Below are 11,461 nucleotides of genomic sequence, written 5' to 3'. Positions count from 1 at the left end.
GGCATCGGCTCGCAAGCAACAGAAGTGGCGATCCGCGTAGGCGTGCTTAACCGCATGGCGGCTCTTGCACGCCCGAAGTCCGTCCGCATCGTCTGAATTTCGGATCACAGGAGCCTCTGTGTTTTTAAGTCCGATTTATGCAACAACGCTCGATGGAGGCCTAGCAGGCTGTTGAAAAGCACTCCGTCACGAAGGGCGCAGCGCAGCTAAACACGACTCGACATGCAAATGGCCACTGAATTCCTACCATGCCATGCAATTGGGTGCCCCAATTCCGGTGAAGGCCAGCGCTTTGGCAAGCCTTGCCGCAGTCGCGCGCAGCGGACAAGGGTCGCCTCTCGCATAAAGGGCGACATCTCTGAGCAGAGCGTCACACCGATAGATAGCCACCACACCTTCGGTTGGTAGCTACCGTCATCGAGCGCTTTTGCGCGCGGCGTGACTCGATAAGTGACAGCCGGCTTGTACGTGGATACCCCCCGATAGCTGCCAGACCCTGACTCCGGTCTCGGCATGCCGTAAAGCCAAGTATGAGCTTGAGGCCAGCACCACGCAGGAAGGCCCCGATTGGGGCGGTAGGCATCTCGGGATACCTCGCAGTGATCATTGTCAGCGGGATGCCGAGGCCGACCTGCGGAGTGAGGCTGGTAGTCCGCTATGCGGACATCGGTCACTCGCGGCCCTTCTTAGCCAGAACCGTAGCGCCAACCTGGGGCCGAGTGGCATAGGCCACCCCATGCTGCTCCAAATAGTCGCGGATCAACTGGCGCACCACCTGCGACGGCGTCTGATCCTGCGCCGCGCACAGGGTTTCAAAGGCCTTCTTCTTCACGGGGTCGATCAACACGGTGAAACGGGCGGTCTTGGATTCCATGCGGTTTAGAATAGTGTTGTATGATAATAGCGTTATCATTATATACAACTGCGCGGCCCGGTGCAGTCTGTGGTTGCAAGGCCCTAGAAGGCAAGCCAAGCCTAGCAATGTGCGCTATGCCAAACTTGTTGGCACTGTTCGGGCATACCCAGGCGAGCGTGGCCGGCTGCTGGCGGCAAGCCATACGGGTCGACGTCTGGACGTTGATTAGGGGTCACTTCTTATTTGAGGGCGATGTGCTAGACGCAAAAATTGAAATGACCAACCGCATGGGCTTGCAAGGTCGCGGCTCAGCGCGGCTAACCTTTACCGCTGCCCAGTTCGAGTCCGAGATTCTGCTTGTTAGCAATGACTGCACAGCGAACGCCAAGAATGTGATGGACGTGATGCGACTCTCGGCGCGGGCGGGAACGCAGGTGCGTATTCAGGCCACCGGCCCGGATGAACTTGCTGCCGTGAAAGTCATTGCCGCACTGCTGAGTGAGTGACGAATTGAATACCAAGCCCGATCGCCTCCCCAAGATGGACCCCACCCGCACGTCCTTTAAGGCCTACTTAAAGTTTCTCTCCGAAGCCCCCAACGATGGCACGCCGACCGTACTGGAAACCCCGCTTGCGCTTTCCCTGCATTTCGACGCGCTGGCGACTCAGAGCATCATGTCGCGACGGGAACCCGACAAGCTTGTTCTTGGCTACACACGGACAATGATGGCGTTTCTACTGTTGCAACCTGCACCCTCCAGGATTTCAATGATCGGCCTAGGCGGGGGATCATTGCTCAAGTATTGCTATCGACATCTTCCGAATGCGAAGGTGGTTGCCATCGAAATCGATCCGGCGGTGATTGCACTGCGCGATACGTTTTACATCCCGCCCGATGATGAACGGCTCGAGGTGGTTTGCGCGGATGGCGCCGAATATGTCAAGAGTCAGGAGGCGCGGCCGGAAGTCATATTGGTGGATGGTTTTCTCGCTCATGGCATGCCGACACAATTGGGTAGCGCTGACTTCTACGCAGCGTGCCACGCGCGGCTCGCCGACGACGGGGTGTTGGTTGCCAACTACCTCGATAGCGATGCCGATATCCCGTTCTATATGGAAGAAGTTCGTTCAGTGTTCGGTGACTCGTTTTCCATTTCCCTGTCTGAGGACAGTTGCAACTACACGCTTATCGCCTGGAAGAACGCGCGAGGACTTCCCTCGCTGGACGAATTGCTGATGCGCGCGCGCATTCTGGAGACTACGCATCCCCTGAATCTGCGATCCGCCGCACGTCGTCTGAAACATGGCAAACTGCTCGCGTCAGATCACATATTCTGGCAAAAGCTCGCGGGCTGACGAACTCACCGGCCGATGTCGGATAGACACGGTCCGAACCGAAGGTAACGTCCACCGATGCGACCATGCCGATCCCATACTTGCGCAGACTGACTGGAAGGGAGCGCAGTCCAGAAGCCAACCGGCAACTGGCGCATTATCTTGCCTTTGTGGCGGGCGCCACCAATGCCGGCGGATTCTTGGCGGTGCAGCAGTACACCTCCCATATGTCGGGCATCGTGTCCGCCATGGCCGACAATCTGGCGCTCGGCAGTGTCGGGCTCATTCTGGACGGCCTCGGTGCCTTGTTATCGTTTCTGGCCGGCGCGGCCTGCTCTGCGATTTTGATCAACTGGGGGCGGCGCGAGCATCTGCACGGCGAATATGCGATGCCGTTGATGCTGGAGGCGGTGTTGCTGGTGTGTTTCGGCTTGCTGGGCAGCAATCTCGAGCATCACGAATGGCTATTCGTGCCGGCGACGGTCATGGTGCTTTGCTTCATCATGGGGTTGCAGAACGCCATGATCACCAAGCTCTCGAAGGCCGAGATCCGGACCACGCACATCACCGGAATGGTCACCGACATCGGCATTGAACTGGGTAAGCTGTTCTACTGGAACCTGGCCAAGGCCGGGGCCGCCAAGCCCATTGTGCTGGCCGACCGAAGAAAACTGCGAGTGCTGGTTTCGCTGGTCGCGTTGTTCTTTACCGGCGGTGTAGTTGGGGCTGTGGGGTTCAGGTATATCGGGTTCAGCGTCACCCTCCCATTGGCCACATTGCTGCTTGCCCTTGGTGCGATACCCGTCATGGATGATGTACGAATCCATATGCTGCGCTCGGATTTCCTCCCGCAGCTGGCCGCTCGTGCGCACGCATGGGCAGGGGAGGTCAAGCGCGACGTCCACGCGGTGTGGTTGGCAGCGCGCGATCCTCGCACGCCCTGGTACGCGAAAGCGCTGGCCATGATGGTCGCCGCCTATGCCTTATCTCCGATTGACCTGATTCCGGATTTCATCCCAATCCTGGGCCATCTGGATGATGTGGTGCTGGTGCCCCTTGGCGTGTTGCTGGTGGTCCGGTTGATCCCGGTTGAGGTGATGGAACAGCATCGCGCCGCCGCCGCGCTCACTGTGGAGCGCCCCGTCGGCCGCGTTGCGGTCGTCGTGATAGTTGCCCTCTGGCTTGGCGCGGCCACAATGACGGTGGCCTGGCTGGCTCGCCTGCGTGTTTGACTTGAACGCTCGAAGTAGAAGTACCGTACCCACGGTTCGGCCAACTTAGTGCCAAATTGGGAACGGCGTGATGGCCTGGAGCCATCGACAACGTGCTCGGCGAGTGCCGCGAATGGATGCGCCTCCCGTGTCCGACTATTGTGTGTCAGATGAACGATAACCAACAAACGAACCTGCTTACGCTGATCGCGCTCGGCAAGGAACGCGGATTCCTGACCCACGGTGAAATCAGCGACCATCTTCCTGACGGCAAGGACCAGGTCGGCATTACCGACAGGATCCTAGCGATGTTGGCGGAGCTTGGCATTGAGGTCGTGGATAGAGCGCCTGCCGACACGATGCTGTTAAACGAGGACGCGCCGGTCTCAAGCTCCGATGAGGTCACAGTGGAGGAAGCTACCGCAGCCATCACGCAGAGCGATAGCCGATTCGGGCGTACCACCGATCCCGTGCAGATGTATCTGCGGGAAATTGGCGCCGTCCAGTTGCTGACGCGCGACAACGAGGTAGAGATCGCGACCCGCCATGAAGAGGCAATCATGGAAATGGTTGATGCAATGGCGAGATGCCCATCCGTCGTCTCCGAGCTCTTGGCTATGGCCGAGCAAGTCGAGCGCGACGAGTTGACCGTAGGCGATCTAGTTGATCATGTCGTCGATGCCCAAACCGTGCTGGCAGACGACCCGGGCACGGATACCGGGTTACAGCGCGACGCCAGCGTAGGCGAGGAGGATGCAGAGCCCGAGGATTGCGCCCAGAGTCCGAACACCGCCTCGGAGGCGACGTCAGCCGCCGCCTCGAAACGTGATGTACTTGAGCGACTCGCCATCGTGCGAGCACGATATTTCGAATTGACAGCATCCCATGGGCCTCATGAAGGTGGCACGCTCTGCGGTATGCAGGCGCTGGCAGCAATTCGATGTGTGCTCGCCAAGCTGCGTTTCAGCCCAATCGCGATTGAGCGGCTCATTCGAGTCCTCACCGCGCACCTTGAGGACGTTCGTCAAACGGAACGGCGACTTGCCGGGATCTTGATAGATCAATGCGGCATAACACGCGACGAGTTCGTGCGGCGCTTCAAGAGTCGCGAAACCCAGTTCGACTGGCCGGAAGCGCTTGGGGCGGATTGCCCGACCACCAACGGATTGCTGCCGCGGCAGATCCTGGAAATCCAAGCGCTGCAGCAGCAGCTGCTTGCCATAGAATCTCGCGCGGCAATTTCCCTTGAGGCTCTGAGGGAAGTCGGCCGGCTGGTGACGAGAGCGCAGGTCAAGGCTCGCCAAGCAAGAGCCGAGATGATCGAGGCTAACCTTCGCCTGGTTGTCTCTATCGCCAAGAAATACATCAATCGTGGCTTGCCACTGTTGGATCTCATTCAAGAGGGCAACATCGGGCTGATGCGGGCGGCGGATAAATTCGACCACCGCCGTGGCTATCGATTTTCGACCTACGCGACCTGGTGGATCCGCCAGGCGGTGACTCGCTCTATTGCTGACAAGGCACCCACCATCCGCATTCCGATGCACCTCGTGGAGGTCGTTGGAAAAATCAATAGAGCCTCGCGCGAGTGCTTCAATGAAACCGGATCAATGCCGACGCCGGATGTCTTGGCGGCCAAGATGGGAATGAGCGAGAAGAAGATCAAATCCATCTTGAATGTTGTCAAGCAGCCGGTTTCGCTTGATATGCCGGTTGGGGAGAGCGGGGATGCGTCGCTGGGAGATACATTGGCGGATGAGATCACCGCCTCACCTCTTGATGCAGCAGTGCAAGCGGGTCTGAAGCGGGATCTGGAAGCGGTGTTGGCATCGCTGAGCGCGCGGGAAGCGAAAGTTCTGCGAATGCGCTTCGGTATTGGCACGGCGACCGAGTACACGCTGGACGAGATTGGCCGGCAATTTGGCGTAACCCGTGAACGTATTCGCCAGTTGGAAGCTCAGGCGATGCGAAAACTACGAAAGGCAGAGCCTACTGTACGCCTGCGTGCCTATCGCGAAGTGTCGTGAATCCTTCGTCTCCGATAAGTTGGCGGGCGACGATGAGCAGACCGATCAGAGGTGCCGCTGCGGCGCAGTGGCGTGCGTGGGTAAGGTGAGAGCGAGGGTGATTGCGCTGGTTGCACCAAGCTGGGGGAGGCGTGGCTTTCCTACAAAGAGTTGCTCTCCGGCAGCGATCCGAATCTCGAGAATGCGAAGAAGGTCGCCCTAGCGAGCGAGGATGTTCTGATACTCGCGAACCAGGGAGCGGTGCAACTCGAGAAGCATTCCGGTACCACGGCCGGGTAAGCTTGTCGGCGTTTGCCGGGCGCAAGCGGATGCTCTCGCAGCGAATAGCTAGGTTCACTTTTTCCGCTCTCTTGGGGTATCACGTCCCCGCAAATGAAACTGGGCTGAGTGCGAGACGCTGGTCCAGGCGCTGGTGCCGGCCCACGTGCTCGACAAAGGTATCCCGACGGCCGGGCTGCTCGCGCAGGAGCTGGTGGCCAAGTACGCCGATCACTTGCCGCTGTACCGTCAAGAAAAGACCTTTGCACGCGCAGGCTTGGCCTTGCCGCGCTCGCCCTTGGGGCAATGGGTCGGCGTGTGCGGCGTACCGCTGCAGCGCTTGGTCGACGCATTGCGTGAAGCGTTGCTCAAGCACGGCGTGCTGCACGCTGACGAGGCCCCGGTGCAGATGCTCGATCCGGGCGAGAAGAGAACGCATCGTGCCTATCTGTGTGCGTACAGTCCCACAAGTTATGAGTCCGTGCGCGGTGTTGTCTACGACATCGTACCGAGCCGTGCGGGTGAACATGCGAGCTCCATCCTAATAGTTAATCTCGGAAAAATGCGGCTAGGCCCCTTACCGCCAGTAGGACGCGGGTCTGAATTGCCCCGCCTAGTGTCAGCCAGCGGAATGCGGGGGCATAATAGAAAAATGGATAAATAGGCACTTAATGCACGTACAATGCGGGGGCGCGCCGATCCGGCCAACGTCCAGTCGCTCTTCCGTTCGGGATGGAGCGATGTAAATGCAAAGTCGGCCGATTTATTCGAAGTTAAATTTATCGTAACCAGAGAAGAATAAAGTTGAAAAAGAAGCTGAATGGTTTGTTCACTACCGCATTGGTCCTGGTTGCATCCACCGTCTCGGTAGCGCGCCCGGTCTTCGCGGAAGAGATGACGCCTGTTAATGTGGCTAATATGTACATAAAGACCATCATCAATCATGACGAAAGCGGCGTAAACTCGCTCAATAATTATCTGAGGCCCGCCCGGAAGATCGCGGGACAGACGGGTGATTTCGCGTCGTTTTCTGATCTGGTAAAGGCTGACAAGGAATATCCAGATGACATGACCAAGGATATTCTGGAACTCTTCCCCGCCCAGTTACAGCCGACGCTGAAGTCTTCCGTGATGGAGTTGATGAAGAGCGTACTGAATGCTAAGAATCGGACCGAATGCAAGTCGTTGACCTCCAGGCAGGTCAAGGCCAGCGGTGGAACGCAGACGAGCCTCGTGAAGTTCGAATGTCAGGTGGTCAAGGTGCCGGAGCGCTGGCCCGCCGCGGTACAGCGGCTTGCGGGGAGCAAGTGCAGTGCACAGGAGTGCCAGAAGGAGATCCAGAACATCAGGAAATCTTATGAGTCGTCAGCGACTCAGACATGGCGTGGTGAATTCCCGCTCGCTCGCGAGAAAAACGGTGGCGCCTGGCGCAATGATTTCCCGCGCGAAGCACTCGATGAGATCTGGGACCTTATTTAACCCAATCACAGCGCCTCAGCGGCCAGCGCGCTTCGGATCTGTGCCGCGAGCTGCATCAGGTGCGGCTCGAGAAGACGCGCGGCGCTGCCGAAGCCAGCGATAATCACGTGATGCTTGGGACGCGCGACTGGGGCGATGTGATCGTGCTCGACAGCGGTGCCGGGAGCTGGACGCTGTTGGCGCTGGATCTGCGGCCCGGTACGCGGCTGAGCCTTGCTTCCTCGATTGCAGGCGCGGCGCCGATGGCGGCGCTGCCTGAAGTAGAGCGCTGCTACCTGCAATGGGTGCTCGAGCGCAAGGCCAGAAGCGAGTGGCCCTCACAGCGACGGGGGATCGCTGAGAAAATCTCCCAAATACATGAACTGGGCTTCTGCATGTCGCTTGGCGAATGGGTGCCGGAGATCGGGTCCATCGCCGTGCTGGCTTGCATCCAGGAACATCCGCCGTGGGTACTTGCCTGCATTGTCCGCACTTCGCGCATGACGCATGTCCGGGTGGAGCGGGAGTTGGTGGCGAACTCGCTCGGTGCACTGGCCTGTCAAGGCCGACTGTGTCGCGCCGACGATCACATAAGCTATGGCGGTTATTCCAAGCACAACTTTGTGAAGGATGATTTCGTGTTTGCGCGTGCCAGACGACCTGGACCTGAGCCGAAACAGCGACCGTGGGCACGGCGGGCGCAGTTGTCCATCCTTGATGTCATCCTTCTGCCGCAGGCGTTCGCAGGTGTCTTCCATGACGATACGACCGCTCTCCATCACGTAGCCATAGTCGGCATCGCGTGAGGCCTTGGCCGGTGGCGCCGCGGCCATCTGAAGATGATGGTCTTTGGTGGTTGGCTGGGGCGTCTCGCAGCCTTGACCCATGTCGGCGTCGACAGAAAGGTGGCGATCCAAACGCCAGCAGCGTGGTCGTCTGACCGATGCCGCCTTCCGTACTGCTTCGAGTGCCTTGTCCCGAATCCCGTTGATATCTTCCCGCCCCGCTGGAAACAGAATGGCTAAATCCGACGGCGACCTGTTGTGAGGTTCACGATTGTAGTCCCGAGACCATCCCTTTTTCCACTTTTCGTGTGCTCGATAACCTCAACGTCGTGATCAGCCGGACTGGGACACGGCACGGCCAGGGTCGCAATCGGTATCGAGACCTCATCGTCACGCCCCGTTCGCCGAATTGGTGGTCGCCATTCGCAGAATCAACGATCCTCAACACCTGCAGCATAAATAGGCTGTGTGCGTCGCAGACAGGACACTTCATTGATCGTGTCGCTGTCCCCGTCGCCTAACCTTGCCTCAATGATCAACCGCATGGTTTGCTCCCATCGTTGCGATACCGATCAGCGAACCCCACACGAAGCCGGCGCTGCGGCCAGATGCTCGAGCGGCCCAAGCAGGCCTACTATCGGTGGACACACATCCCGTGCGACAACTCCTATGGAAGAGCGACACTAGGCGAAACGCAGACTTCTACGCGTTGTCCATCTTCGCGGCAGCGCCAAATCCGGAGCGCAAAACTTCGCAATATCCCTTCCTCCGTGGGGAGGGCTCATTTGGATGAGGTAGCTCGGAGAAGCACATAAACACGCTCAGCGCGCAAAAAAACGCCAGATCTATCGGGGAGGATAGGTCTGGCGATCGGGAAGGTCAGCGGGGTCATTTGCTGACTAGATCGATTATATGGATGGGTGTTCCCGTCGCAGTGATGAACATCACAATTCAGCAAAGCCCGCCATGCCGAACCGAGAACGCGGGCGCTTGTCGACGCCAGGTGGTAGACCAGTACCATGTAGTAAACATACATGCCCCGTCTTTGTAGGGTTTTATGAATGATGTCTACCGAGATCCAGACTGACGCGTTGATGCTGTTGAGCGACGGTTTTGGATATCGGGGCCAACGGAGCGGGGCGCCTGTTTTCTCACTTGGAAGAAGGAATGGAATAGATGGAATTTGTGAAGATCGAAAGCGGCCAGCCGGTGGGCCGCCTGTATGATCGCCTGACGCTTGGACAACTGCTGCCAGCCGGCATCTCGTTTCCTTGGGTTATGCCGGCCGACTTGCTGGCGGAGTACGGCTTTGCCCCCGCGCAGGCTACGCCGCATCCCTTGGTGGGCGTCCTGGAGGCCGTTGAGCCGGACGGCTACGCGCTCGTAGACGGCGTTTATCGGCAGACCTGGGATGTAACGATGGGAAACGCACTAGGGGAGGCGAAGGCAGTCGCTGTTGCTGCCATCGAGGGGATCGCCAATCACAGGCGCGATATAGCAATGTTGGAATACAGCCCGGCGCAGAGGGAGGGCCGGAGCGTGAAGCGCGGCGAGGCGCTGGCCTATCAGATATCCAGTCGGGCAGACGATGCGCCCCACTTGCAACGGGAAGCGCAGGCGCGAGGTATGATGCTCAACGAACTCGTTGACAGGGTGCTGGGGAACGTCGCGGCGCAGTTGGCGCTTGAATCCGGTATCGCAGCCACGTGCGGTAAAAAGAGAGACGCGATCCTGGCCTGCACCACAGTACTGCAGGTCAAGGTCCTTTGCGACGAAATCGACGAGGGGTGGCCCGAGTAGCGTCGGCTTCGGCGCGGGCAGGCGCCGCATTGGCCTTGGCGCTCGGATTCACAAGCTGCGAATGTCGACCCGGGAGCATTCGCCCAGCGGCATCACGGCCTGCATCGGCGTCGGAGATTGTTTAAAAACTACCACAGCGGAGCCGCCCCGATGCCGCTCGATTCTCCAGCCTTCATCGTCTTTTTCAATGATCGTGCTCCACTCCGGCTTCATGCGTTGTTTCCGAAGCTAGAGGTCATCCTCTAAAGCGCGGAGGTTGCTACGGGTATCCCTAGCTTGTATCTCACAGATTTGGCTAACTGAACATGCCCCTCCCTGGGTTATGGGCACGGCGTTCGAGTGCGGCGACCGCGCGTCTCGTTTGCCGAGAGCGGAAAACGAGCCAGAACCCGGGGGATTCTGGCTGGAGCAGGGATGTCGATGGACGGACTCCATCAACAGCTCAGAGGTTACGCGCAGGATCCCGCGGGTTCCGTGACGACCGGCACGTTTCCCCTTTTTCCCTACGCGTGCACTGCCGCCAGCGTCTCAGCAAACAGTGCCGCCATCGAAGCCAGTGCCGCATAGCGGAAACGTTGGCTCAAGGCTTCCATGGCCTCGTTCGGAATATCTTGCACGACTTCCAGGGCTGCGATGAGTTTAATGACCACGGCTGCGGCCGCCATGTCAGGCGCCTCAGGGTTGGCGCAGGCCCGATCCAGTGCCTTGACCAGTTCGACCAGGTAATGCTGCTCATGTGTCAGAGTCATATTCAGATAATTTCGTCCGGTCGCGCCTTCGTTGTCCGGCTTGTAAAGGGTGCGCGGGGAACTCTGCGTGGCGCGGCCGCGGAACGCTGGCGCCGCAGGCAGCTCCACATCATGGCTTGCTGGCTGGGCAGGATGAGGGCCTACGCCTGTACGTAGCCAGTCGCTGTCGCATCGCAGCGTGCTTGCGATGTTTTCGATGTACTTGCTGGCGCGCGCTTTGCTGCGGGGGTTGAGCAGGTACTGGATGTTCTGCGGCTTGCAGTTGTTGCCGACGCGGCGGGCCAATTCACTCTGATGGCAGCGGGGATCCAGGCCCTGGCACTTCATAGCCCAGGCAAGGCGCCCGGCCAAGGTGCGCCACAATGGGGTGTCGCGCGATGACCCGGTGATCTCGTGATGAGGGTTCGCCTGCAGTACTCGGACCATATGCATGTGCTGCTGGAAGGCAGCACATGCGGCATCGATCGACTGGTCTCTGCGGGTGTACGCGAAATCGATTGGCATGGTTTTGTGTGCAGTATTGTGTCGCGGAACGACGAAGGGCAGGGCTCGGACAGCACTCAATCCGCCTGGCGCGTGATATCGAGGGAAATGCGCAGGCCCGGGAAGGAATCCTCGGCAGCGGAGATGGCATCCTGCTTGGTAGCAAACTTCTCTACCAGTGCAATGGCATAGCTCGCGGTTAGCATCTTTACCATCCATCCGTCGGGGTGGCGGAGCACCAGTACGACGGGTAGTTGCTGCGGTGTCGGATTTGTTGCGGTGAAAGGCAAGGCAGCACGCGGTTGGGTTGGAGTGAACGGAGTCAATCGGTGTCGAGTCTCCGGGACGAGCAGGCTTACGCTTGCGCCTGGCGTGCTGGCGCGACGCCGCACGGGGTTGGCAGATCCGTGTGGCCGTCCCGCTGGCGCAATGCGTCGGACGTACTCTAGCCTGGCGCCGAAGGCTGGGTAGTGACTGCGATCACAATCGCCCCCCCCCC

11 protein-coding genes and 2 pseudogenes are annotated in these 11,461 nt (G+C 59.2%); 7 read left to right on the top strand and 6 right to left on the bottom strand.

Going from position 1 to position 11,461, the window contains the following annotated elements:
* Positions 1 to 670: 670 nt before the first annotated feature.
* Positions 671 to 874 (bottom strand): CopG family transcriptional regulator, encoded by a 204-nt coding sequence (locus AC1DQR_RS33075; protein ID WP_477134536.1) that lies wholly within the window; start codon positions 872 to 874, stop codon positions 671 to 673.
* Positions 875 to 990: 116 nt separating this feature from the next.
* Between AC1DQR_RS33075 and AC1DQR_RS33070 the strand changes: the two genes are divergently transcribed.
* The 6 genes and pseudogenes from AC1DQR_RS33070 to AC1DQR_RS33045 all read left to right on the top strand — a co-directional run bounded on the left by AC1DQR_RS33070 (position 991) and on the right by AC1DQR_RS33045 (position 7,166).
* Positions 991 to 1,362, top strand: a complete 372-nt coding sequence (locus AC1DQR_RS33070) for an HPr family phosphocarrier protein (protein ID WP_477134535.1) — start codon at positions 991 to 993, stop codon at positions 1,360 to 1,362.
* Between the two features lie 34 nt (positions 1,363 to 1,396).
* Entirely contained in the window at positions 1,397 to 2,212 is an 816-nt protein-coding gene (locus tag AC1DQR_RS33065; RefSeq protein WP_477134538.1) for a fused MFS/spermidine synthase, read from the top strand.
* A 65-nt stretch (positions 2,213 to 2,277) separates the two neighbouring features.
* On the top strand, positions 2,278 to 3,423 hold the full coding sequence (locus tag AC1DQR_RS33060; protein WP_477134534.1) for a DUF1275 domain-containing transporter: 1,146 nt from the start codon (positions 2,278 to 2,280) through the stop codon (positions 3,421 to 3,423).
* A gap of 149 nt (positions 3,424 to 3,572) precedes the next feature.
* Positions 3,573 to 5,429, top strand: coding sequence for an RNA polymerase sigma factor RpoD (gene rpoD / locus AC1DQR_RS33055; protein ID WP_477134533.1), 1,857 nt, complete (start codon positions 3,573 to 3,575; stop codon positions 5,427 to 5,429).
* A gap of 379 nt (positions 5,430 to 5,808) precedes the next feature.
* Positions 5,809 to 6,231: pseudogene (locus AC1DQR_RS33050) on the top strand (IS66 family transposase); the annotation flags it as partial.
* 260 nt (positions 6,232 to 6,491) lie between these two features.
* Positions 6,492 to 7,166, top strand: coding sequence for a hypothetical protein (locus AC1DQR_RS33045; protein WP_477134532.1), 675 nt, complete (start codon positions 6,492 to 6,494; stop codon positions 7,164 to 7,166).
* 5 nt (positions 7,167 to 7,171) lie between these two features.
* Here the strand turns inward: AC1DQR_RS33045 and AC1DQR_RS33040 are convergent, their stop codons facing one another.
* Positions 7,172 to 7,447, bottom strand: a complete 276-nt coding sequence (locus AC1DQR_RS33040) for a hypothetical protein (protein ID WP_477134531.1) — start codon at positions 7,445 to 7,447, stop codon at positions 7,172 to 7,174.
* 408 nt (positions 7,448 to 7,855) lie between these two features.
* Positions 7,856 to 7,942 (bottom strand): annotated as a pseudogene (locus AC1DQR_RS33035) (ABC transporter ATP-binding protein); the annotation flags it as partial.
* Between the two features lie 1,164 nt (positions 7,943 to 9,106).
* Here AC1DQR_RS33035 and AC1DQR_RS33030 point away from each other — a divergent pair.
* Positions 9,107 to 9,730 carry a hypothetical protein gene (locus AC1DQR_RS33030; RefSeq protein WP_477134530.1) on the top strand — a complete coding sequence of 208 codons (624 nt, stop codon included), beginning with the start codon at positions 9,107 to 9,109 and terminating at the stop codon, positions 9,728 to 9,730.
* Between the two features lie 48 nt (positions 9,731 to 9,778).
* Here the strand turns inward: AC1DQR_RS33030 and AC1DQR_RS33025 are convergent, their stop codons facing one another.
* From AC1DQR_RS33025 to AC1DQR_RS33015, 3 genes are all read right to left on the bottom strand, one after another.
* Positions 9,779 to 9,943 carry a hypothetical protein gene (locus AC1DQR_RS33025; protein WP_477134529.1) on the bottom strand — a complete coding sequence of 55 codons (165 nt, stop codon included), beginning with the start codon at positions 9,941 to 9,943 and terminating at the stop codon, positions 9,779 to 9,781.
* A gap of 290 nt (positions 9,944 to 10,233) precedes the next feature.
* On the bottom strand, positions 10,234 to 10,983 hold the full coding sequence (locus AC1DQR_RS33020; protein WP_477134528.1) for a hypothetical protein: 750 nt from the start codon (positions 10,981 to 10,983) through the stop codon (positions 10,234 to 10,236).
* A gap of 56 nt (positions 10,984 to 11,039) precedes the next feature.
* Positions 11,040 to 11,168, bottom strand: coding sequence for a hypothetical protein (locus AC1DQR_RS33015; protein ID WP_477134527.1), 129 nt, complete (start codon positions 11,166 to 11,168; stop codon positions 11,040 to 11,042).
* Positions 11,169 to 11,461: the final 293 nt, after the last annotated feature.

The organism is Cupriavidus sp. 05L411 (genome assembly GCF_056398045.1).
Note: the sequence above shows the minus strand (reverse complement) of the source record. Positions and strands in the feature narration are given on the sequence as shown.

Excerpts from the sequence above, each read along its gene's own strand:
- AC1DQR_RS33075 (WP_477134536.1), bottom strand. The coding sequence starts at position 874 with ATGGAATCCAAGACCGCCCGTTTCACCGTGTTGATCGACCCCGTGAAG.
- AC1DQR_RS33070 (WP_477134535.1), top strand. The coding sequence starts at position 991 with ATGCCAAACTTGTTGGCACTGTTCGGGCATACCCAGGCGAGCGTGGCC.
- AC1DQR_RS33065 (WP_477134538.1), top strand. The coding sequence starts at position 1,397 with ATGGACCCCACCCGCACGTCCTTTAAGGCCTACTTAAAGTTTCTCTCC.
- AC1DQR_RS33060 (WP_477134534.1), top strand. The coding sequence starts at position 2,278 with ATGCCGATCCCATACTTGCGCAGACTGACTGGAAGGGAGCGCAGTCCA.
- rpoD (WP_477134533.1), top strand. The coding sequence starts at position 3,573 with ATGAACGATAACCAACAAACGAACCTGCTTACGCTGATCGCGCTCGGC.
- AC1DQR_RS33030 (WP_477134530.1), top strand. The coding sequence starts at position 9,107 with ATGGAATTTGTGAAGATCGAAAGCGGCCAGCCGGTGGGCCGCCTGTAT.
- AC1DQR_RS33025 (WP_477134529.1), bottom strand. The coding sequence starts at position 9,943 with ATGAAGCCGGAGTGGAGCACGATCATTGAAAAAGACGATGAAGGCTGG.
- AC1DQR_RS33020 (WP_477134528.1), bottom strand. The coding sequence starts at position 10,983 with ATGCCAATCGATTTCGCGTACACCCGCAGAGACCAGTCGATCGATGCC.
- AC1DQR_RS33015 (WP_477134527.1), bottom strand. The coding sequence starts at position 11,168 with ATGCTAACCGCGAGCTATGCCATTGCACTGGTAGAGAAGTTTGCTACC.